This window comes from Arcobacter sp. YIC-80 (genome assembly GCF_044841725.1).
Taxonomy (GTDB): Bacteria; Campylobacterota; Campylobacteria; order Campylobacterales; family Arcobacteraceae; genus Arcobacter_B.
In genome coordinates, this window is sequence record NZ_JBJBSI010000001.1 from 82,547 (window position 1) to 104,612 (window position 22,066).

Annotated in this window: 21 protein-coding genes and 1 pseudogene; 21 read left to right on the top strand and 1 reads right to left on the bottom strand. The window is 29.1% G+C overall.

All coding sequences use genetic code 11. The features are described 5' to 3' along the window. Positions 1-208: 208 nt before the first annotated feature. The 17 genes and pseudogenes from hypB to ACH5BK_RS00475 all read left to right on the top strand — a co-directional run bounded on the left by hypB (position 209) and on the right by ACH5BK_RS00475 (position 17,156). The gene (gene hypB, locus ACH5BK_RS00395; RefSeq protein WP_404303731.1) at positions 209-985 is read left to right on the top strand and encodes a hydrogenase nickel incorporation protein HypB; all 777 of its coding nucleotides are present in this window, start codon (positions 209-211) and stop codon (positions 983-985) included. A gap of 100 nt (positions 986-1,085) precedes the next feature. Then, a pseudogene (locus ACH5BK_RS00400) lies at positions 1,086-1,326 on the top strand (HypC/HybG/HupF family hydrogenase formation chaperone); the annotation flags it as partial. Between the two features lie 265 nt (positions 1,327-1,591). Then, positions 1,592-2,734, top strand: a complete 1,143-nt coding sequence (gene hypD, locus ACH5BK_RS00405; protein WP_404303732.1) for a hydrogenase formation protein HypD — start codon at positions 1,592-1,594, stop codon at positions 2,732-2,734. A gap of 160 nt (positions 2,735-2,894) precedes the next feature. Then, entirely contained in the window at positions 2,895-3,890 is a 996-nt protein-coding gene (gene hypE, locus ACH5BK_RS00410; protein ID WP_404303734.1) for a hydrogenase expression/formation protein HypE, read from the top strand. Positions 3,891-3,899: 9 nt separating this feature from the next. Beyond that, positions 3,900-5,546 (top strand): enoyl-CoA hydratase-related protein, encoded by a 1,647-nt coding sequence (locus ACH5BK_RS00415; RefSeq protein WP_404303735.1) that lies wholly within the window; start codon positions 3,900-3,902, stop codon positions 5,544-5,546. Next, positions 5,547-5,888 (top strand): hydrogenase/urease nickel incorporation protein HypA, encoded by a 342-nt coding sequence (hypA, locus tag ACH5BK_RS00420; RefSeq protein WP_404303736.1) that lies wholly within the window; start codon positions 5,547-5,549, stop codon positions 5,886-5,888. It begins immediately after the preceding gene. A gap of 61 nt (positions 5,889-5,949) precedes the next feature. After that, a complete protein-coding gene (locus tag ACH5BK_RS00425) occupies positions 5,950-7,854 on the top strand; it encodes a diguanylate cyclase (RefSeq protein ID WP_404303737.1) in 1,905 nt (634 codons plus the stop codon). A 118-nt stretch (positions 7,855-7,972) separates the two neighbouring features. Next, positions 7,973-9,088, top strand: a complete 1,116-nt coding sequence (locus ACH5BK_RS00430) for an ABC transporter substrate-binding protein (protein ID WP_404303739.1) — start codon at positions 7,973-7,975, stop codon at positions 9,086-9,088. A 121-nt stretch (positions 9,089-9,209) separates the two neighbouring features. Beyond that, positions 9,210-10,106, top strand: a complete 897-nt coding sequence (locus ACH5BK_RS00435) for a branched-chain amino acid ABC transporter permease (RefSeq protein WP_404303741.1) — start codon at positions 9,210-9,212, stop codon at positions 10,104-10,106. A 2-nt stretch (positions 10,107-10,108) separates the two neighbouring features. Then, a complete protein-coding gene (locus tag ACH5BK_RS00440) occupies positions 10,109-11,155 on the top strand; it encodes a branched-chain amino acid ABC transporter permease (RefSeq protein ID WP_404303742.1) in 1,047 nt (348 codons plus the stop codon). Beyond that, positions 11,152-11,919 (top strand): ABC transporter ATP-binding protein, encoded by a 768-nt coding sequence (locus ACH5BK_RS00445; RefSeq protein WP_404303744.1) that lies wholly within the window; start codon positions 11,152-11,154, stop codon positions 11,917-11,919. Before ACH5BK_RS00440 ends, ACH5BK_RS00445 begins: the two co-directional genes overlap by 4 nt. Further along, complete coding sequence (locus tag ACH5BK_RS00450; protein WP_404303746.1) at positions 11,912-12,607, top strand: ABC transporter ATP-binding protein; 696 nt, start codon at positions 11,912-11,914, stop codon at positions 12,605-12,607. The genes ACH5BK_RS00445 and ACH5BK_RS00450 overlap by 8 nt, the downstream gene beginning before the upstream one ends. 124 nt (positions 12,608-12,731) lie before the next feature. Beyond that, positions 12,732-13,145, top strand: a complete 414-nt coding sequence (locus ACH5BK_RS00455) for a TerB family tellurite resistance protein (protein WP_404303748.1) — start codon at positions 12,732-12,734, stop codon at positions 13,143-13,145. Positions 13,146-13,388: 243 nt separating this feature from the next. Further along, complete coding sequence (locus tag ACH5BK_RS00460; protein ID WP_404303749.1) at positions 13,389-13,598, top strand: hypothetical protein; 210 nt, start codon at positions 13,389-13,391, stop codon at positions 13,596-13,598. Next, on the top strand, positions 13,598-14,032 hold the full coding sequence (locus ACH5BK_RS00465; RefSeq protein ID WP_404303751.1) for a prepilin-type N-terminal cleavage/methylation domain-containing protein: 435 nt from the start codon (positions 13,598-13,600) through the stop codon (positions 14,030-14,032). Before ACH5BK_RS00460 ends, ACH5BK_RS00465 begins: the two co-directional genes overlap by 1 nt. A 1-nt stretch (position 14,033) precedes the next feature. Further along, a complete protein-coding gene (locus ACH5BK_RS00470; RefSeq protein WP_404303752.1) occupies positions 14,034-15,881 on the top strand; it encodes a primosomal protein N' in 1,848 nt (615 codons plus the stop codon). 87 nt (positions 15,882-15,968) lie between these two features. After that, entirely contained in the window at positions 15,969-17,156 is a 1,188-nt protein-coding gene (locus tag ACH5BK_RS00475; protein ID WP_404303753.1) for a tetrahydrodipicolinate N-succinyltransferase N-terminal domain-containing protein, read from the top strand. Positions 17,157-17,215: 59 nt separating this feature from the next. Here the strand turns inward: ACH5BK_RS00475 and ACH5BK_RS00480 are convergent, their stop codons facing one another. Next, on the bottom strand, positions 17,216-17,833 hold the full coding sequence (locus ACH5BK_RS00480; protein ID WP_404303754.1) for a TetR/AcrR family transcriptional regulator: 618 nt from the start codon (positions 17,831-17,833) through the stop codon (positions 17,216-17,218). A 138-nt stretch (positions 17,834-17,971) separates the two neighbouring features. Between ACH5BK_RS00480 and ACH5BK_RS00485 the strand changes: the two genes are divergently transcribed. The 4 genes from ACH5BK_RS00485 to ACH5BK_RS00500 are packed head-to-tail and all read left to right on the top strand — an operon-like array spanning position 17,972 to position 22,023. Beyond that, positions 17,972-18,427, top strand: coding sequence for a (2Fe-2S)-binding protein (locus ACH5BK_RS00485; protein ID WP_404303756.1), 456 nt, complete (start codon positions 17,972-17,974; stop codon positions 18,425-18,427). Position 18,428: 1 nt separating this feature from the next. Next, positions 18,429-20,564: a molybdopterin cofactor-binding domain-containing protein gene (locus ACH5BK_RS00490; RefSeq protein WP_404303758.1), complete on the top strand. Its 2,136-nt coding sequence runs from the start codon at positions 18,429-18,431 to the stop codon at positions 20,562-20,564. A gap of 3 nt (positions 20,565-20,567) precedes the next feature. Then, a complete protein-coding gene (locus ACH5BK_RS00495; protein ID WP_404303760.1) occupies positions 20,568-21,458 on the top strand; it encodes an XdhC family protein in 891 nt (296 codons plus the stop codon). Continuing rightward, positions 21,445-22,023, top strand: a complete 579-nt coding sequence (locus ACH5BK_RS00500) for an NTP transferase domain-containing protein (protein WP_404303761.1) — start codon at positions 21,445-21,447, stop codon at positions 22,021-22,023. The genes ACH5BK_RS00495 and ACH5BK_RS00500 overlap by 14 nt, the downstream gene beginning before the upstream one ends. Positions 22,024-22,066: the final 43 nt, after the last annotated feature.

Below are 22,066 nucleotides of genomic sequence, written 5' to 3' on the forward strand. Positions count from 1 at the left end.
TTTGTTATAAATATCGTTATATCTGTATATAATACTATAAAACTCAATATATTAGGTATAACTATTACTTATTATATTAGAAACAATAGTTTTTTAATAATAATTTTTTCCAAAAAGTACACAAGAGACAAATAAAATTAGATTAAATTTATGAAATATGAGATAAACTAATAAAAATGAATAACTATTCACAAAAAAGGAATAAAATATGTGTACAGATTGCGGATGTAGTATTACAGATCACCACCATCATCATGACCATGACCACTCTCATGGAGATTCAGCTTCTCATCAAGCTGCACATGATACTTTACATCATAACCCACAGTTAAATGATACTAAAACTATTTCAGTTATTAAAAAAATATTAGATAAAAATGACCACGAAGCAGCTCACAATAGAGCACACTTTGATAAACAAGGTGTATTAGGTATTAACCTTATGTCAAGTCCTGGAAGTGGAAAAACAACTTTACTTGAGAACTTAGCTGATATGGTTGATTTTAAATATGGTGTTGTTGAGGGTGACTTAGAGACTAATAGAGATGCCGATAGATTAAAAGCTAAGGGAATCAAAGCTACTCAAATTCAAACTGGTTCAGCATGTCACCTAGATGCATTTATGGTTCATAAAGGTTTACATGATATGCCTTTAGATGACTTAGATGTATGTTTTGTTGAAAATGTAGGGAACTTAGTATGTCCGGCATCTTATGATGTGGGAACTCACTTAAATATTGTATTAGTATCAGTACCTGAGGGTGAAGATAAAATTGCTAAATATCCAGTTATGTTTAGAGCAGCTGATTTAATTCTTATTACAAAAACAGATTTACTTCCTCACTTCCAATATGATGTGGAAAAAGAAAAAGCGGAAGCTAGAAAATTAAAACCAAATGTAGATATTTTAGAAGTAAATATCAATGATAAAGAGTCACTTCAAAGAGTAATTGACTGGATTGAATTTAAAAGAAAGATGCGATAAGCGTTAAGAAAAGGTAAACTGCTTTACCTTTTTAGATTAGAGCCCGTAATCATGTGCTTAAGCACGATGGAGGGGCGTACAATAAAGGAGAAAAATTAATATGTGTCTGTCAATTCCTTCAAAAATTAAAAGCATCGATGAAGAGATGAACACTTGTGTAGTTGATACTATGGGTGTTGAGAGGTCTGCTTCTTTAGACTTAATTGACCAAGAAGTAAAAGTTGGTGATTATGTGCTGTTACACATTGGCTTTGCTATGAATAAGATTGATGAAGAGGATGCTTTAGAGTCATTGAAAATTTATCGAGAAATTATAGACAAAATGGAAGAGGAGGAGCGTCAAAGAGAAGACAATAGTTTGTCTTCTTTAGCTCCGCACGCCGATTGCGATGTGGATGCGAAGCAAACACCGCAAGACGGCAAGATAGGTAAGATTATTGCTGAGTCTGAAAATTGTCCAAACCGATAGGGTAATAGTATGGAAAAAGAATTAGAATTAAAAGAGGAGAATCGTAAAAAAAATGATAACAGTTTATCATTTTTAGATTCGCACGGCGATTGTTTATGTGAGGTACGAGCATACAATACGCCTATGTTGGAGCGATTATGGAATTAGAATTAAAAGATCTTTATGACGGTTACAGAAACCCAGATGTTATTAAAGCTTATGCTAAAATCATAAATGAAGATGCTAAAAAATTAGGAAAAACTATAAATATCATGGAAGTATGTGGTGGTCACACTCACACTATCATGAAGTATGGTATTCCTCAATTATTACCAGATAATATTAACTTCATTCATGGTCCTGGATGTCCTGTATGTATTATGCCAAAAGAGAGAATCGATAGTGCATATATCCTTTCACTTCAAGAAGACGTAATCTTAGTTACTTTAGGTGATATGATTAAAGTTCCAGGAAGTAAGGGAAGTTTACAAGATGCAAGAAGTAAGGGTGCTGATGTAAGATTTGTTTACTCACCTATGGACTGTATCAAAATAGCCAAAGAGAATCCAAGTAAAAAGGTGATTTTCTTTGCTATTGGTTTTGAGACAACTACACCTATGACATGTTCACTTTTAGAAGCTGTTGTAAAACAAGGTATTGAAAATGTATTTTTCCATATCAATCATGTAACAGTTCCAGAAGTAATGAAAGAGTTAATAGATAGTAGAGATGAACATGTAGATTCATATAACAACAGAATTGATGCTTTCTTAGGGCCTTCTCATGTATCTGTTATTAGTGGTTCAAAAATCTATGAGCAATTTCCAAGAGATTATAAAAGACCAGTAGTTGTTGCAGGGTTTGAGCCAGTAGATGTAATGCAGTCAATTTCTATGATTTTAAAACAGTTTATTGAAGATAGATGTGAACTTGAAATCGAGTATAAAAGACTTGTATCTTACGATGGAAATCAAAGAGCACAAGATATGATGGAAAAATACTTTGATAAAGTGATGTTTAAATGGAGAGGATTAGGAAATATCCCTTCAAGTGGACTTGAACTAAAAGAAGAGTATTCAAAATACAATGCAAAAGTAATTTATAAAGATGTATTACCAATGCAAGAAATAGAAGATCATAAACTATGTATTTGTGGTGATATTTTAAGAGGGATTGCAAATCCTCCTGATTGTACAGTATTTGGAACTGCATGTAAGCCCACTCGTCCTATTGGTTCATGTATGGTTTCTAGTGAGGGTGCATGTGCGGCGTACTACAAGTATGGAAACTTACTAAAATAGTTATTAAGTACCAGCTTTTTGTAAAACTCTGCGTTGAAAAGTAAAATTTAGTTACTCACTTATTAAAAGTAAGCTCCTAGCTAAATTTTGCTTTCCGCCTTGATTTTTACTAAAAATCTAACCCTTATTAACAATTTTAAATATTTTAAAGAGAGAAAATATGAAAACAGTAACACTGGCTCACGGAAATGGTGGAGCAGAAAACCAAGAGTTAATCTCAAAGGTTTTTTATAGAGCATTTAAAAATGATATTTTAAATAAAAGCGAAGATGCTGCGATTATCCAAGATGGTAGTCTTGCTTTTACAACTGATTCATTTACAGTAAGTCCTTTGTTTTTCAATGGTGCAGATATTGGAAAGCTAGCAGTTTGTGGTACTTGTAATGACTTGAGCATGATGGGTGCAAAACCAAAATACTTAACTTGTTCAGTTATTATTGAAGAGGGTTTTGAGATAAAAAGCTTAGAGAAGATCGTAAAGTCTATGAAAGAAGAGCTAGCTAAAAATAATGCTATCGTTGTAAGTGGTGATACAAAGGTAGTTCCAAAAGGAAGTGTTGATAAGATTTTTATTAATACTACTGGTATTGGAGAAGTTATTCAAAAAGGTATTAGCTCGAACAGTGTATCTGAAGATGATGTGATTATTGTAAGCCGTGATGTGGGCGCACACGGTGCTACTATTTTTGCAGCACGTGAAGGTATGGATATAAATACAGATTTACAAAGTGACTGTGCTTCTTTATGGCCACAAGTAAAAGCTTTAATTGATTCAGGTATTAAAATCACTGCTTTAAGAGATGCTACAAGAGGTGGAGTTAGTGCAGTTCTTAATGAATGGGCTAATCAATCTAATGTATGTATTGAAGTTCAAGAAGAAAAAGTACCAGTAGCTGATGAAGTGAAAGGTATTTGTGAATTACTTGGATTTGAAGCTATGAGTTTAGCAAATGAAGGAACTTTTGTATTAGCTGTAAATAAAGATGAAGCTGATAAGGCACTTGAAGTTTTAAAACAGTTCGAGAACTCATCAAATGCTTCAATTATCGCAGAAGTTTCGCAAGCTTATGAAAAAAGAGTTGTTCTTCACTCATCATGGGGAACAAAAAGATTTTTAGAATTACCAACTGGTGAGTTATTACCAAGAATCTGTTAGTAGTTTTGTATGAAGATACTTTTAATAATATCAAGCTTTAACTCTTTATCTCAAAGTGTTTTTTGTAAGCTTAGAGAACTAAATCACGAAGTAAGTGTAAAGTTCGCTATTTCAAAAGAACTTATGATAGAAGAGGTTGAAAGAGTTAAACCTGATATAGTATTATCTCCCTTTTTAAAAGAGTATCTTCCTGCACAAATATTTGAAAACTACGATAGTTTTATATTACACCCAGGAATCATTGGAGATAGAGGTCACAACTCCCTTGACCATGCTATAAATAATGAAGTTCAAAACTGGGGTGTAGTAATACTAAAGGCCGCTCAAGATCTTGATGCAGGTGATATATATGCCCAAGCTTCATTTGATATGAGAGTTGCAAGTAAAGCAAGTATCTATAGAAATGAAGTAAATAAAGCTACTTTAAAAGCTTTAGAGCAGTTCTTAGAAAACTATCAAAATAAAGATTTTATCCCAACACCTCAAATACTAAATGACATTCATGAACCAATAACTATGGATAAAAGAATCATAGATTGGGATAAAGATAATACAGAGCAAATAATCAAAAAGATAAATATGTCAGATTCCTATCCTGGTGTTAGAGATAATATCCAAGGAATTGAGTGTTATTTATATGGTGCAAGTTTTGAAGAAAACTTCAAAGGTGAACCTAAAGAGATTTTAGCCAAAAGGGATGGAGCTATTTGTTTAGGAACAGTTGATGGAGCAATTTGGATTTCTCATATAAAAGAAGTTGGTTCTTTTAAACTTCCCGCTACTTATGTACTAAAAGAGAAAATTAAAGGTATAAAAGAGAATAGGTTACCACTTATTGTTGATTATAAATCTAAAACCTATCATGAAATCTCAATGATAGAAGACGGAGAAGTTGTATATCTATACTTTAACTTTTACAATGGAGCTATGAGTTCTTCCCAAGCTATTAGATTAAAGTATGCTATTGATTATCTAAAAGAAGAGTACAAAGTATTAGTACTAATGGGTGGTGATGATTTCTTTTGTAATGGTATTCATCTAAATATTTTAGAAGATAGTAAAAAACAAGGGGAAGATGGCTGGAGTAATATCAATGCTATTAATGATGTGGTTAAGTCAGTCTTAGAAGCAAGCGATATTATAACTATTGCATCTTTTGGCAAAAATGCAGGTGCTGGTGGAGTATTCTTAGGGCTTGCTTGTGATTATGTAGTAGGATGTGATGGAGTTGTTTTAAATCCTCACTATAAAACTATGGGACTTTCTGGAAGTGAGTATCATACTTATATCTTACCAAAAAGAGTAGGACAAGAAAAAGCTCAAAGCTTACTTGATGAGTGTTTACCTCTAAGTGTTAGTGAAGCTAAAAATATAGGTATGATTGATGAGGTATTTGAAACTGAAAACTACTTTGAATCACTTCAAGATTTTGCCAATGAACTTATAGAAGATGAAGATAATTTTGAAGAGTTAATAGATAAGAAAAAAGATAGATTTTATGATGATGAAGATTTAATGGAAGAAAAAAAAGAAAAAGAGTTAGCCATAATGTATGATGAGTTTTGGCAAAAAGATTCAGAGTTTCACTCACTTCGATATAACTTTGTAAATAAAGTAAAACCAAAAAACACACCAAAAAGATTAAAGGATATATAAATGCACGAATATAGTATTGTTCAATCATTATTAGAATCTTGTGAGCAACACGCAAGGGAAAATGAAGCAAAAGAAGTTACAAAAGTAGTAGTAAAAATTGGTGTTTTATCAGGAGTTGAGCCTGATTTATTACAAACTGCATTTGATACGTTTAAAGAACAAACAATTTGTCATAATGCTGAATTTGTTTTAAGTATACAAAAAATAACTATAAAATGTAATAACTGTAAAACAGAGTCTACTTTAGAAAAAAATGAATTTTTATGTCCTAAATGCCAAGAAAACGATATTGAAGTTATAGATGGAGAGGATATGTACTTAATGTCCCTTGAAATGAGTTAATAAAAAGTTAAATTAATAACAGATACTCTTAATATAAAAAATCATTTATATAAGAGTTCTTATGAAAAAAATATATTTAGAAAAATTAATTTATAAAAATTATTTAAAAACTTCTTTAACTTCAATTTTACTGATAGAAATACTATTAATCATTATTTACTTTTCAGTAAATAGTAATATGGCTAAGATTAGTATTGATTTTTTATTAAAAGATATTAAGACTAATACAAATGAATTAGTAGAAACAAAAATACAAAATCTATCCAATAAGTTTTCACAAATTGAAAATCTTACGAAAATACTACAAAATGAACATAAATACTTTTTTGAAAATAAAGATATGTTTATATATAAAAATCATAAGAACTTATTTAAATATACAGATGATGGCGTTTTTTATAAAGAGGTAGATAATGGCGGTAGTTCTTTGATTCTTTCAAAGAAAACACAACTTACAAAAGAAGTAGAAGAAAAAATATATTTAACAGAATATTTTGATAAGACTTTTAAGTCAATAGTTCAAAATGATAGCAGTATAATTGCTACACACTTTAATTCCGTAGAAAACTTTACTAGATATTATCCTTTTATTGAAAATATTTATGATGTTTTGCCAAAAAACTTAGAAATGACAAATTATGATTTTTATAATAAAGCACTTGATAAATATAATCCTTCAAGAAAGCCTATATGGACAGAGGTATATTTGGATCCAGCAGGTAAAGGTTGGATGATGAGTAGTATTGCTCCAATTTATAATAATAATATTTTAGAAGGAGTTTCAGGAATAGATGTAACTATTAATACCTTTATTAATGATTTTTTAAATATAAAACTACCATATCAAGGTAAATCTTTTATCCTTAGTTCAAGTGGTAAGATAGTGGCAATGGAAAAAGAGATTGAAAGTATATTAAATATTAGTGAAGTTACTGCTTATAATTATAAAGATAGTTTAAGAATTGAAAAAACAATTTATAAATCAGAAAAATTCAACCTTCTTAATTATTATAATAATAAAATAGCTAATACTTTTAAAAATATTTTAAAATCCAAACCCTATAATAATAAAATATTAATTGAAGATAAAAAATATCTATTATTTGCACAAAAACTTGAAAATACTTCATGGTATATAATCTCTTTAATATCAGAAGATAAAGTTTTAGAAAAAATAAATAATTTAAAAGTTGACTATAAGAAATTAGGATATTTGATAATTGCATGTATTTTAGTCTTTTATTTTGTATTCTTTATATTTTTATATTTTAAAGCAAAATATTTAGTAAATACTATCAATAAACCAATATCAAAAATCATTGACCTAACAAGAAATATTGGTAGATTAAGTGAAGTGTCAAAATTGGAAAAATGTGGAATAGTTGAAATAGATAAATTAAGTGAAAATTTCAATAAAATGTCAAAAGAGTTAAATTTAAGAACAAAAAAGTTAGTTGAATCTGAGACTAAAAGAGTACTAAATGAAAAATTAGCAAATATTGATGCTTTAAGTGGAGCGTATAATAGAAGATTTTTGGATGAATTTATTGAAGGTTATCTAAAAATTGTAAAAAGAGAAAAAAATGATTTATCTATTCTTTTAATTGATATTGATGATTTTAAGAAAATCAATGATACTTATGGTCATGATATAGGTGATGAAGTAATTAAGCATTTTGTAGAGACTACTAAACAAGCAGTTAGAAAAAATGATTTATTGATAAGATATGGAGGAGATGAATTTTTGGTTCTTCTTCCCAATACTAATTTGGATTCATCTTTTAATGTAGCACAAAAAATAGCTCAGAAAATAAAAAATAGTAAGTTTAATGAAAAATATAATTATACACTTAGTATAGGAAGAGCTTGTTATATTGAAAGTGATAATAGTATTGATGATATTATTATCAGAGCTGATAAAGCTTTATATGCGGCAAAAGATAAAGGCAAAAACATAATTGTATAAAATAAGCATAAAAGTAAATAAAATATATAACTTTTCTATAAAAAATACATTTTAATAAGCTATTCTTACATAACTTTTACATAAAATTATGATATCGTTTTTATCAAAAGGAGTATAGATGAAAAAAGTATTAAGTTTAGCATTAGCCACTGCATTAACTAGCGGTATAGCTTTGGCAAAAGAAATAAAAGTAGGTGCAGTAATGCCAATGTCAGGTCCATTAGCAGCTTATGGACAAGTAACTAACTTAGGGGTAGAGTTAGCACATAAGTTACAACCTACATTAAAAAATGGGGATACTATTAAACTTGTTTTAATAGATAATAAAGGTGATAAAGTAGAGACAGCAAATGCAACTACTAGACTAATTTCTTCTGATAAAGTAGTTGCTATTTTAGGTGCATTAACATCTACAAATACAGCTCAAACAATTGCTATTGCAGATAAGAAAAAAGTACCTGTAATTGCTTCTGTTGCTACAAATGATAGATTAACGGCAAGAAGAACTTTTGCTAATAGAGTTTGTTTTACAGATTCCTTTCAAGGCGAAGTAGTTGCTAATTATGCAAAAAAGCAAGGTTATAAAACTGCTGTAGTTGTAGTTGATCAAGCACAGGTTTATTCACTTGGACTTGCTAAAGCTTTTCAAAAAGCATTTAAGAAAAATGGTGGAGATATCGTAAAAGTTATTAAAGTTACTTCAGGAGATAAAGACTTTAAAGCTGTAGTATCTCAAATCAAAAAAATCAATCCTGATTTTATGTTTATGCCTTTATATCATCCAGAAGCTTCTATGATAGCTAGACAATCAAAACAATTAGGATTAAGTAAACCAATGTTTAGTGGAGATGGAGTTGCTAACCAAACATTTATTGACTTAGGCGGTGAGTCAGTAGAAGGTTATATGTTTACAGACTTCTTTGACTATACAAATCCTCCATCACAAACATCAGCAAAATTTGTTAAATTCCATGAAAAAGAGACTGGAAAAGCTGAAATGAATTCATTTACAGCTTTAGGTGCAGACACTTATAATATTTTAATTGATGCAATGAATAGATGTGAAGATCCAACTGATTCTATTTGTATAAATAATGAAATTAAGAAAACTACTGACTTTGATGGAGTTTCAGGAAAAATCACTATTAACAAAGAAGGAAATGCAACAAGATCTGCAGTTATTAAAGAGATTAAAGGTGGAAAAGCTAGCTTTAAAGCGACGGTTAACCCATAATAGAAAATCATTTTTTTAAAAGTCTAGCAAATATTGCTAGGCTTTTTTTTTGCTTTAGGAAAAGAAATAGGGTTGCTTTTTCTATTGTAAAAATGGATTTTTTACAAATTCAGGAGTTTTAATGGATTTATTAACATTTATGCAACAGATGGTAAACGGATTCTCATTGGGATCTATGTATGCTTTAATTGCGATTGGTTATACGATGGTATATGGGGTATTAAGGCTTATTAATTTTGCCCATGGAGATATCATGATGGTTGGTGCCTTTTTAGGTTATGCTTTTATAGCAATTTTTGAGTTACCTTTTTCTTTAGCAGTATTATTAGCAGTTATACTATCTTCTTTAGTTGGTATTTTAACAGACAAAATTGCTTATAAACCTTTAAGAGAAGCACCAAGAATCTCACTACTTATTACAGCTATTGGTATTTCTTTTTTCTTAGAAAACTCTTTTACTGTTTTTGCAGGTGGAGTTCCAAGAGCTTTCCCTGTTCCTGAGTATATGGAAAATATTTTTAATGTAGCAGGTATCACTTTTAGTGTATCTTCTATAATGGTTCCTATTGTTACTTTAGTTCTTTTAGTTGGTATTTTATTTGTATTATATAAAACAAAATATGGTATGGCTATTCGTGCTTTATCTTTTGATTTTAAAACTGTAAACCTTATGGGAATTGATGCAAATATGATTATTTCGCTTGTATTTGCTTTAGGTTCTGCTCTTGCAGCAGTTGGAGGTATTTTCTGGGTAGTAAACTATCCATCAGTTGAGCCTATGATGGGTGTATTAGTTGGTCTTAAAGCCTTTGCTGCTGCTGTTGTTGGTGGAATTGGTTCTGTAACAGGGGCTGTATTGGGAGGTTTTATTATTGGCTTCACTGAAGTTGTTGTAATTGCATTTTGGCCTGAACTTGGTGGTTATAAAGATGCTTTTGCATTTATTTTCTTAATTCTTGTACTTTTATTTAAACCAACTGGAATTATGGGTGAAGATTTAGAAAAGAGTAGGTTTTAGTCATGATGAACGATACAATATTTACAAAACAAAGACTAATAAACTTAAGTTTAATAATCACAGCTATTTGGTTTACATGGTTTGCTCAAGTAACTTTTGACGACTATACAGTAAGAATTATAAATAATGTTTGTATTTTTATAATTTTAGCTGTTTCATATAATCTTATAAATGGTGTGACAGGTCAGTTATCACTTGAACCAAACGGGTTTGTTGCTGTTGGAGCTTACATAACTGCTATTTTAACTTTAGATGCAGATACTATGCTTTATCAATTCTATTTAGAAGATCCATCTGAATGGGTCTTAGCATTACAAGCTGATTTTGCTTGGGCATTACTGTTTTCAGGTATTATTTCAGCACTTTTAGCTTTAACTTTATCTTTTCCTGTATTTAGAGTAAGAGGGGATTATTTAGCTATTGTTACTTTAGGGTTTGGTTTTATTATTAAAATCTTAGCTATTAATAATCCTCAAATTACAAATGGTTCATTAGGTTTAAATGATATTCCAGAGTTTTCAAACCTTTACTGGACAGGTGGAATTGCTATTTTTGCAGTAGTTGCTATTTTAAATGTGATTTATTCAAAATATGGAAGAGCTATGAAAGCTGTAAGAGACGATGAAGATGCAGCAACTGCAATGGGAGTAAATACTTTTAAGACAAAAACTTTAGCCTTTAGTACATCAGCATTTTTTGAAGGTGTTGGTGGTGGTTTACTAGCAGCCCTTTTAACTTCTATCAGTCCAGATTTATTTACATTTTTACTTACGTTCCAATTGTTAATCATAATCATTTTAGGTGGTTTAGGTTCAACTACAGGGGCAATTTTAGGAACTATTTTTGTAATGGCTGGCTTAGAATGGATGAGATTCTTGGATGAACCTATGAATATTTTTGGTTTCCAAACAGAAGGAACACCAGGTATGAGAATGGTTGTTTTCTCATTAATTCTTATAATTGTAATGCTATTCGCAAGAGAAGGATTAATGGGTAAAAAAGAGTTATTTGATCTTAAAATTTTTAAGAGAAAAAAGGGGAATAAATGATTTTAGAAGTATGTAACGTAACTAAGAAATTTGGAGGAGTTACAGCTATAAAAGATACCTCTTTTCATGTAAACTCTAAAGAGATTTATGGTCTTATTGGTCCAAATGGAGCTGGTAAGACTACTATGTTTAATATTATTACAGGAAATTATGAACCAACACAAGGACTAATAAAGTTTCATGGTCAAACATTAAATGGTATAAAACCACATAAAATTGTACATAGAGGAATAGCAAGAACTTTTCAAAATATTAGACTATTTAATTCAATGACTGTTTTAGATAATGTTTTAATTGGCTTTGACTATCAAGCTTCTTATTCATATCTTGAAGCAATGCTTAGATTTCCTAGATTTTTCTTAGAAGAGCGACGAATTAGAAAAAGAGCTTTTGAAATTATGGAAGTACTTGGAATTGCTGAGTTTGCAGATGAAATGGCTACATCTTTATCTTATGGACAGCAAAGAAAAGTGGAAATAGCAAGAGCCTTAGCAGCAGCTCCACAACTATTGCTTTTAGATGAACCAGCAGCTGGTATGAACCCTCAAGAAACTCATGAGTTAGCAGAACTTTTCTTTAAGATTAGAGATGAATTTGATGTTACAATTTTATTAATTGAACATGATATGAAGTTTGTAAATAAACTTTGTGATAGGGTAATGGTTCTTGATTATGGGAAAACTATTTTTGAAGGTGATATTAAAGACGCCATCAAAGATGAAGAAGTTATAAAAGCTTACCTTGGAGATTTTAAACATGCTTAAAGTAAAAGATTTAAAAGTATATTATGGATTAATAAACGCAGTAAAAGGTATAGACTTTGAAGTAAATGAAGGACAAATTGTTTCACTTATTGGATCAAATGGTGCTGGTAAAACTTCAACTTTACAATCAATTGTAAATGATGTTAAAAAAACTGGAAGTATTGTATATGTTGATAATGATATTTCAAAGATGAAAACCCATAAGATTATACAAAGCAATATTGCACTTGTTCCAGAGGGAAGAAGATGTTTTCAAAACTTAACAATTGAAGAAAACTTAAGAATGGGTGCATTTAATAATGACGATAAATATGAGGAATTATTGGAACACATGTTTAAGTTATTTCCTAGACTTGTATCAAAAAAAGGTCAGTTAGCTGGAACTATGAGTGGAGGGGAACAACAAATGTTAGCAATTGCTAGAGCTTTGATGTCAAGCCCAAAACTTCTAATGCTAGATGAACCTTCTCTTGGACTTGCTCCAAAAATTGTAGGAGAGTTATTTCAAACTATTGAAAAATTAAGAAACGAAGGTATTACAATTTTACTAGTAGAACAAAATGCCTTTGCAGCTTTAGAAATCTCTGATTATGCTTATGTATTAGAAAACGGTGAGATAGCTTTAGAAGGAAAAGGAAGTGAACTTATAGACTCTGATGAAATTAGAGCAAAATATCTTGGTGCTTAAACTTTAAAAAAGAAATAGTAGCTAAAATACGGCTACTATTTTATAAATTATTATTTATCTATCATTAACTATCAAGTTATATAATATTTATAACAATTAAAAAACTATTTAGGAATTTACATAAATGCTGTTAATGCAATTAGAAACAAAAGAGAAATTTTCATTTTTACAACTTGCTCATTATTTGGCAAGAATTGATAAAAGTTTTGGTGAAAAAGAAGAAGAGATAATTTTAGAGTATTGTTCTGAAATGGGTATTGATAATATCGACATGTTTGATGAAAATAGTTTTTGTTTAGAAACTATTTTAAATGATTTCAAATCAAAGAAAAGCCAAAAAATAGTACTTTTAGAACTTATGATACTAATTCATATTGATAATAACTTTGATATAAATGAAAAAGAATTAATAAAAAATATATGTAGTAAATTTGATATTTCTTTAGAAGATGCAGATGATTTTTCTCAATGGGGTAAATCAGTAGCTATGTTGTATCAAGTAGCAAAAATATTTATAAATGATAAAAAAGAGGCATAACTACAATTCTTTAAACTTTCTTAGTAGGAAACTTTTGATAAAATCTCATTATGGAAATAATAGAGACATTAAATACTAAGCTTGATAAAATTTTACATGATTATGAAAGACTGAAACTAGAAAACCAGTCTTTAAAACAAGAGATAGAAACTCTTAAGAATGACAATGATGAACTCATTCGAAATAATCAAGATATGTTTCTAAGAATTGATAGTACTTTAACATTAACGAAGGCACGAAAAAGTGAATAAAGAGATTACATTTTATATCAATCACATGGCATATACTATCAATGTTGATGAAGAGATGGAACAACAACTTACGAAATATTTAGAGCTAGATAAAGAGAATAATACAAAAGATTTGTTAGCTGCATATATTCGAATAACTCAAGAATACTCAACTTTCAAAAAAGAGGTTGAACAAATTTCAGAAAAATTAGCAAGGTTTTAATGAAAAAAGCCTTTTCAATCTTAGAAGTAATTATTGTTATTTTAATAATCTCAATAATTCTAAGTTTTACAATACCTAAATTTAATTTGATAAGTCAAAATACAAATTTTTTAAAATTAAAAGCAGATATAGCCCTTATTCAAAATGGTATTACAAACTTAAAAAAACAAAAAGTTTTACAAAACAATTATGAGGAAATAGATACTTTAGATAGTGCTTTAAATCTCAATGCAAATGAAAAACTTTTTTCAAATATTTTACAGTATCCATTAAACTCAACAAGTAACACATTAAAGCAAAAGGGTTTTTGGTATAAAAAAAGTTCAAAAGAATATGTATTTATTTTAGATGATAAAAATGAAGTATTATTTGAATTATTAGATTCTAATTTTTCTTGTATAAAACCCAAAGAAGTTTGTGAGGAGCTTTATTAAAATGTATTATTATGAATTGGCACTTTTAAAATCTCCTTTAAATCCTTTAACTTACCAAAGTCAAGACTCTTTAGATATTGGTATAAAAGTTCTAGTAAAGTTACAAAATAGAAAAAAACTAAATGAAGCAGTTGTTATAAAAGAAGTTGAAAAACCAACTTTTAAGTGTGTAAATATTGAAGAGCTTACCGAAGAGTATTATGATGAAAAAATGCTTCAAGTAGCAAAGTTTGTATCTCAATATTATGTTTGTTCACTTGGTGAAGCCTTAAGTGTGTATAGTCCTTTTTCAAAAAAGTTTGAAAAAAGTAGTGAGTTTGAGATTTTTGATTCTAAAATAAGATTATCACAAGAACAACAAAATGCTTATGATTTTTTAAATGAAAAAAAACAAGCTTTACTTTTTGCTAATACAGGTGCTGGAAAAACAGAAATTTATATTAAAATAATAGAAGAACATTTAAATCAAAATAAACAAGCTGTATTGTTGATGCCTGAGATTTCATTAACACCTCAAATGCAGAAAAGATTAGAAAAAGTTTTTGATAAGAGCGTTGCTATTTGGCACTCAAAAATCACAAGAAAGAAAAAAGATGAGATTTTACAAAAACTTCAAGTAGGGGAGATAAAACTAATAGCAGGAGCAAGATCTGCTCTTTTCTTACCTTATAAAGATTTAGGTTTAATAGTTGTAGATGAAGAGCATGATGAGTCTTACAAAAGTGATTCAAAACCAAGGTTAAATACCAAAGATTTATCTATTTATATGGCAAAAAAATTTGATATGCAACTTATTTTAGGAAGTGCAACTGTTTCAGCTAGTTCTTTTGCTAAAGTGCCTTATTATAGATTAGACAAAACATTTTATGATACTTCTAAAAAATATGTTTTTGATGATGGAGATTCATGTTTAACTCCTATGATTTTAAATAAAATCTCACAAACAATAGAGTCACAAAATCAAGTGATTATATTTTTACCTACAAGGGCAAATTTTAAATATCAAATTTGTACTTCTTGTGGTAAATCGGTTGAGTGTCCTTATTGTTCTGTGTCAATGAGTTTGCATAAAAATGATTTAGCTTTAAAGTGTCATTATTGTGGTTATGCTCAACAAATTCCTGATAGTTGTCCCTCTTGTGGTACGGGAATTATTCATAACTTAAGAGTTGGAACAGCCCAAATAGAAGAAGAGTTAAAAGAGATTTTCCCAAATAAAAGTATAAAAAGATTTGATAGGGATGAGATAAAAACAAACAAACAGTTAAAAACAGTATTAAATGATTTTAATAAAGGGCAAATAGATATTCTAGTTGGAACTCAAATGCTTTCAAAAGGTCATGATTATCACAATGTAAAGCTTGCAGTTGTCTTGGGAATTGATTCTGTTTTAAGTATGAATTCATATAAATCTAGAGAAAAAGCACTATCTTTACTTATTCAAATAGCTGGAAGAAGTGGAAGAAAAGGTGATGGGGAAGTAATAATTCAAACAAAAAATGAAGAGTTTTTTGATTATTATTTAAATGAGTCCAATTATAAAGAGTTTTTAGAAAGTGAGTTAGAATTTAGAGAAGAGTTATACCCTCCTTATTTAAAACTTTCAAAGGTTATTTTTGCCCATACCAATGGTTTAAAAGTAAAAGAAGAACTTGATAAATATGTAAGGATTTTAAAATCAAACCCTAATATTCAAGTAGTTGGTTTTGGACAATGTGCTATTTTTAAAATGGCAAATAAATATAGATATGAGATAGTTTTAAGATCTAAAAATGTAAAAGCTATGCTTGAAGCTTTACATAGTGTTACTTCACCTATGGCTATTATAGATATGGATACTATTTATTAAATAAGAAGTTATTGTTTGTAAATAGGATTATTTTAATCTTATATTAGAAAAATTATTGTATAATCGGCAAAATTTTTAGGAGATATTATGGCTTATACAAAAGAAGATTTCAAAAAATTAGTAGAAGACGTTCAAGGTCAAGAGTGGTATAAAAACCCTATTGGTTTTGGTATAGCAAGAATTGATAGAGGGCAGTTAAACCCTGAAAAAATTCTTCAAGCAACTTACCCATTAATTAACTGGGAAGAAAATTATGGAAGTGCGGCGGTATTATTAAATGCACTTAAAAAAGCTGGAGAAGATGTTGATACTTCAAAATCAGAGTTAGTTTGTAAAATTTCTGATACTTTCTTAGCTGAGTGTGTAGAAGCATTTAGACCTTATATTCCAGAAGCAAAGGGTGAAGATCATAAAAATGTTCAAGTTATTTCTACATTAGCTTCATTACCAATTGATTCAGGATTAACTGCTGAGGATTACAGAGTTGTATTTATTTTTGAAGATACAGCGGTTGAGTCTGTAGAAACAGCTTACTTAAAGTTATATGCTTTATCAACAGGAAAAGCAGCACTTAGAAGCTTAAACTTAAATGGAATTTTCGGAGCATTACATAATTGTGCATGGGTTGGTAATCAACCAATTGAATTAGACTGGTTAAGAGAAAATGAAATTGCATTAAAATTAGCTGATAAATGGCCAACTATTGATATGGTTGATAAATTCCCAAGATTCTTATCTCATGTAATTCCTGCTGATAATACAAGAATTTTAGAGACTTCAAAAGTTAGATTTGGAGCACAATTAGCTGGTGGAACAACTGTTATGCCAGGTGCAGCTTATATTAACTTCAATGCTGGTACAGAAGGTGCTGTAATGGTTGAAGGTAGAATTTCATCATCTGCTAAAGTTGGAGCTGGATCTGACGTTGGTGGTGGTGCTTCTATTCTTGGTGTATTATCAGGAACTGATGGTGTACCTGTTACTATTGGAGAAAACACATTATTAGGTGCTAACTCTTGTACAGGAACTGCTATTGGTGATGGTTGTATTTTAGATGCAGGTGTAACAATTTTACCAGGAACTAAAATCACATTATCTGAAAAAGCTGTTGCTGCATTAAAAGAGATTAATCCAGATAAAGAAATTTCTACTACTATGAAAGGTAGTGATTTCTTAGGAGTAAATGGAGTTCACTTTAGAGTAAATTCAACTACAGGTCAAACAATTGCTATGAGATCAACTAGAGAAGTTAAGTTAAACGCTGATTTACACTAGTATAAAAATAAAAGTTAAACTAGCACACTAAAAAAGGCAAGATTTTATCTTGTCTTTTTTTATTGCTTGTTTACTGAGTAAAGAGTAGTTATCATCTCAACTGCTTTATTTATTACTTCTTCTTTTTCTTCTTCATTTAATATAGGTGCACCATAAAGTTGTGGTATAAAAGCAAAAGATTTTATCATCCCAATAAATTGTTTAGATACAAAAGTTGAACTTTTAAAGTTTAGTTTTCCATTTTGTTTTGCTTCCTCAAACCAACTTGATGTCATTGTTAAACAATCATCATTTAATATTTCAATTATTTTTAGACCAATACTATTTTTTTGAATCATTATTATAGTCATAATTTGAATAAGTTTTATGTTTTCATTAGAGCTTAAAAAACTCATTTCTTTTTGTGCGATTTCATGTAGTTGTTCTGTAATATTTTTTTCATTACTGTAAGTGTATTTAAAACTATTTTCAATTCTGCTTTTAAATATTTTTGCTATTGATAATAATAATTCCTCTTTATTTTTAAAGTGATTATACACAGTTGCTTTAGAAACATTCGCATTTTTTGAAATACTATCCATTGATGAAGCATCATATCCTTTAATAAAAAACTCTTCTATGGCAGCTTTTAAAATAGCTTCTTTTTTTTCTTGATTTAGTGTTCTTGTTTTTCTCATATTTTAATTATACCAAAAAATATACAAATTAAACTAAACTATACGGTTTAGTTTAATTTATTGTTAAGATAGCTTTTTATAAACTAAAAATGAATGAAGATTATTTTAAATTGAAAATAAAATCTAGAAGGAAATTAAATGAGCCAAAAGCTAATTATTGATGAAAAGAGTTATAGTGTTGATGTAGATGATAATACTCCACTATTATGGGTTTTAAGAGATCACTTAGGTTTAAAAGGTACAAAGTTTGGTTGTGGAGTAGGTCAGTGTGGAGCCTGTACTGTACTTAAAGATGGAGAAGCTATAAGAAGTTGCTCCGTTTCTTTAAAAAATATAGGGGATTCAAAGATTACAACTATACAAAATACCAAAAATAAAACTATAAAGAAGTTACAAAAATTTTGGATTCAAGAAGATGTATCTCAATGTGGATACTGTCAACCTGGACAAATAATGAATGCAACAGCACTTTTAAATAAAAATACAAATCCAAATGATGAAGAAATTTTACAAGCAATGAATGGAAATATCTGTAGATGTGGTACATATAATAAAATTAAAACAGCAATAAAAATTGCTGCAAAGGAGGTGTAATATGAAAAGAAGAGATTTTATTAAAACTTCATCTATTGTAACGTCAGCTTTTGTTATAGGATTTTATATTCCAGAAAAATCAAAAGCTCAAACTATAAAAAAAGAAGATAAGAGTTTACAACCAAATGCTTTTGTTGAAATTAAAGAAGATAATACAATTAGTTTCATTATAGGTCAAGTAGAAATGGGTCAAGGGACATATACAACACTTGCTATGTGTATAGCAGAAGAATTAGAAGTAAATTTGGAAGATATAAATATAAAACCAGCAACAGTTGCTCCTGTTTATAATCATCTTTGGGGACCATTGATGATTACGGGAGGTTCCTCTTCTATTATTGCAAAACAGTTAGAAATGAGAAAAATTGGAGCTTCTTTAAATATAATGTTAAAAGAAGCTGCAGCAAAAAGATGGAAAGTAAGAGTTTATGATATAGAAACAAAGAAAGCAAAAGTAATTAATAAAAGGACAAAACAAGAGCTTTCTTATGGAGAATTAGTAAAAGATTTATCTTCTTTAAACGTTCCTAATAATCCTAAAGTTAAAGACCTAAAAGATTGTAAGATAATTGGTAAGCCTCATGCAAGACATTCTAAAGAAGCTTGGGAAAAAGTAACAGGCAAAGCAAACTTTGGCTTAGATATAGAAACAAATAATTTAAAATATGCTGCTGTTTTACATCCAGATGTTTTTGGTGCAAAAGTTAAAAGTTATGATGCTAGTGCACTTAATAACAATAAAGATATTATAAAAGTTAAGCAGATTCCCTCAGGTATTGCTGTTATTGCTAATAGTTGGTTCATAGCTAAAGAAGCATTAAATGAAATTAAAGTGGATTGGGATTTAGGTAGTTTTGTAAACGTAAGTAGTTCTGATATAGATAAGCAATATGCTTCTTTACTTAAAAAAGAGGGTTCTATTATGAGAAAAGATGGAGATTCAAAAAAAGCATTTAATGAAGCAAAAAATATAATAGAACTTGATTATGATTTTCCATTTTTAGCTCATGCTGCTATGGAGCCTTTAAGTTTTGCTGTTGAACACAAAAATAATAAAGCAACTTTATGGTCAGGTGCTCAATCTCAAACATTAGCTTTTAATGCTGCTTCCAAAATATTAGAAGTAAAATCAGAAAATATTACATACAACACACCATATTTGGGAGGTGCTTTTGGTAGAAGAGGGGCTATTAATCTTGATTTTGTGAAAGATGGTTTATTTGTTGCTAAAGATGAAGGATATCCTATATTAACTTTATGGACAAGAGAAGATGATATAAAACTTGGAAGCTATAGACCTAAGTATAAAAATAAAGTAAAATTAGCTCTTGATGAAGATGGTGATATTACAGCCTTTGATGCAAAAGTAGTTAGTCAATCTATTTTCAAAGGTTCAGTTTTTGAAGCATTTGGATACTCAAATGGCGTTGATGGAGCACAAAAAGAAGGCTTAGTTAATCATCCATATAGTATTGATAACCATGACATGCAAGCACATATTGTAGAGTCACCAATTCCTGTTTTATGGTGGCGATCAGTAGGGCATACTCAATCTGCACAAACTGTAGAGTGTAGTATTGATCAAGCTGCATATTTAGCAAAAAAAGATCCAATAGAGTATAGAAAATCAATGCTTACTAACCAAAGATTTATAGATTTACTTGATGATGTAGCAAAAAACTCTAAATGGAAAGAGAGAAAAAAAGAAAAGAATGTAGGTTATGGTGTAGCAATAGTTGAATCTTTTGGTTCAATTTGTGCTCAGGTTGCTAAAGTTAGGGTTACAAAGAATAGCTTTAAAGTTGAAAAAGTTTGGTGTTCTATTGATTGTGGTTTTGCATTTAATCCCCAAAATGTGGAAAATCAAATGATAAGTGGAATAAATTATGGTTTAGCAACTTTATTAAATAGTGAAATTACTATTAAAAAAGGAGCAACTGTACAAAGTAATTTTTATGATTATAAGGTAACAAGAATTTCTGATGCTCCTGATATTGAAGTTAGTATAATAAATTCAGGAGAAAAAATTGGAGGTATAGGTGAGCCAGGTACTCCTCCTATTTTAGCTGCTGTACCAAATGCAATATTTGATGCAACAAAAAAACTTTATACATCAATGCCTATTAAAATAGGATAAGTTATGTTTAATAATAAAGAGTATCTAAGTTTTATAGAAAAGAGCAAAAAAGATAAACTTGATATTGTAGTGGCAAGCGTAGTTAATACACTTGGCTCTACTTATGCCAAGTCTGGAAATATGATGTTAATAAATTCAAACTTTGAATCTGTTGGTGTTTTAGGAAGTCCGGCATTACATAAGAAAATACTAGATTTATCTAAACAAACTTTAAATAGTAAAGAAATAATATTTTTTAAAAATGAACCTAAATCAAAATCGTCAGGACATGGAATAAGTAATTATTTAGTAGAAGCATTTTTTTATGAAGATGATTATTCAGCTTTAGGTGAGGCATTAGTAAATATTGGAAAAACTTTAGTTAGAAATATATATACAAGTGAGTATAGTTTTTTAGATAAAAAAAGTGAAATAAAGTTTGAAAATAATTTGTTCTATCAAAGTATAGAATTTCCATATTCCTTATTGATATTTGGTTCAGGAGATCATGTTACTTCTTTGATTGAAATGGCAAATTTAATGGGTTGGCGAACAACAGTTATAGATACAAATATAAAAAAGCAAACAGTTTTAAATGCAGATTATTTAATACAATTAGATAAAATAGAAGATATAAATAACATGGATTTAACTACTTATAACTCTTCTGTTATTTTAAGTCATTCCCCTATAAAAGATGATATTTATTTAGAAGCTTTACTTAAATCAAAGGTTGAATATATAGGTGTTTTAGGTAATAAAAAAAATATGCAAAAGAAAAAAAATAAATTTAACTTAGAAAATGATAAGAGATTTTATGCACCTGTTGGTTTAGATATTGGAGGAACCACTCATCAATCTATAGCACTTTCTATATGTTCACAAATAGAAGCGAGAAAAAATGGAAAAATTTAATAATCTTACCGTATTAATTTTAGCTGCGGGACAATCTACTAGATTGAAAGAATCAAAGCAATTATTAACTTTTAAGAATGAATCTCTTTTAAAAATAGCTACTAAAAAAGCAATGATTTTAACTTCAAATATATTAGTGGTTTTAGGTCATAATGCAGATAAATGTATAAATGAAATAAAGGGTTTAAATGTTGAGTATAAAATAAATAATAATTATGAAGAGGGAATGGGATCTTCTTTGAGTTTTGGCATTTCTCAAATTAGCAAAACTCAAAAAGTTTTAGTTATGTTATGTGATATGCCACTTCTTCCAATATCTCATTTAAAAAATCTCATTAAAAAATCAAATGAAGTAAAAGATATGATTATTTGCTCAAAATATAATAAAAGTATTGGAGTTCCTTGTGTTTTTCCTAAAGAGTATATTCATACATTGAAAAATCTTAAAGGTCATGAAGGGGCAAAAAAACTAATAAAAGAAGAAAATTACATAAGTATAGAGCTTGAGGATTCATTAGCTATAGATATTGATACTAAAGAAGATTATATTAAATTAATTAAGTAATATATAACCACTTTGTAAATACTATTTACGTATAATCTCACTT

What these genes read in the sequence shown, in the direction of transcription:
- ACH5BK_RS00485 (WP_404303756.1), top strand. Translation starts at nt 17,972, where the DNA reads ATGAGCCAAAAGCTAATTATTGATGAAAAGAGTTATAGTGTTGATGTA.
- hypB (WP_404303731.1), top strand. Translation starts at nt 209, where the DNA reads ATGTGTACAGATTGCGGATGTAGTATTACAGATCACCACCATCATCAT.
- ACH5BK_RS00475 (WP_404303753.1), top strand. Translation starts at nt 15,969, where the DNA reads ATGGCTTATACAAAAGAAGATTTCAAAAAATTAGTAGAAGACGTTCAA.
- ACH5BK_RS00435 (WP_404303741.1), top strand. Translation starts at nt 9,210, where the DNA reads ATGGATTTATTAACATTTATGCAACAGATGGTAAACGGATTCTCATTG.
- ACH5BK_RS00490 (WP_404303758.1), top strand. Translation starts at nt 18,429, where the DNA reads ATGAAAAGAAGAGATTTTATTAAAACTTCATCTATTGTAACGTCAGCT.
- ACH5BK_RS00495 (WP_404303760.1), top strand. Translation starts at nt 20,568, where the DNA reads ATGTTTAATAATAAAGAGTATCTAAGTTTTATAGAAAAGAGCAAAAAA.
- ACH5BK_RS00415 (WP_404303735.1), top strand. Translation starts at nt 3,900, where the DNA reads ATGAAGATACTTTTAATAATATCAAGCTTTAACTCTTTATCTCAAAGT.
- ACH5BK_RS00480 (WP_404303754.1), bottom strand. Translation starts at nt 17,833, where the DNA reads ATGAGAAAAACAAGAACACTAAATCAAGAAAAAAAAGAAGCTATTTTA.
- hypD (WP_404303732.1), top strand. Translation starts at nt 1,592, where the DNA reads ATGGAATTAGAATTAAAAGATCTTTATGACGGTTACAGAAACCCAGAT.
- hypE (WP_404303734.1), top strand. Translation starts at nt 2,895, where the DNA reads ATGAAAACAGTAACACTGGCTCACGGAAATGGTGGAGCAGAAAACCAA.
- ACH5BK_RS00445 (WP_404303744.1), top strand. Translation starts at nt 11,152, where the DNA reads ATGATTTTAGAAGTATGTAACGTAACTAAGAAATTTGGAGGAGTTACA.
- ACH5BK_RS00500 (WP_404303761.1), top strand. Translation starts at nt 21,445, where the DNA reads ATGGAAAAATTTAATAATCTTACCGTATTAATTTTAGCTGCGGGACAA.
- ACH5BK_RS00455 (WP_404303748.1), top strand. Translation starts at nt 12,732, where the DNA reads ATGCTGTTAATGCAATTAGAAACAAAAGAGAAATTTTCATTTTTACAA.
- ACH5BK_RS00425 (WP_404303737.1), top strand. Translation starts at nt 5,950, where the DNA reads ATGAAAAAAATATATTTAGAAAAATTAATTTATAAAAATTATTTAAAA.
- ACH5BK_RS00470 (WP_404303752.1), top strand. Translation starts at nt 14,034, where the DNA reads ATGTATTATTATGAATTGGCACTTTTAAAATCTCCTTTAAATCCTTTA.
- ACH5BK_RS00440 (WP_404303742.1), top strand. Translation starts at nt 10,109, where the DNA reads ATGATGAACGATACAATATTTACAAAACAAAGACTAATAAACTTAAGT.
- ACH5BK_RS00465 (WP_404303751.1), top strand. Translation starts at nt 13,598, where the DNA reads ATGAAAAAAGCCTTTTCAATCTTAGAAGTAATTATTGTTATTTTAATA.
- ACH5BK_RS00450 (WP_404303746.1), top strand. Translation starts at nt 11,912, where the DNA reads ATGCTTAAAGTAAAAGATTTAAAAGTATATTATGGATTAATAAACGCA.
- hypA (WP_404303736.1), top strand. Translation starts at nt 5,547, where the DNA reads ATGCACGAATATAGTATTGTTCAATCATTATTAGAATCTTGTGAGCAA.
- ACH5BK_RS00430 (WP_404303739.1), top strand. Translation starts at nt 7,973, where the DNA reads ATGAAAAAAGTATTAAGTTTAGCATTAGCCACTGCATTAACTAGCGGT.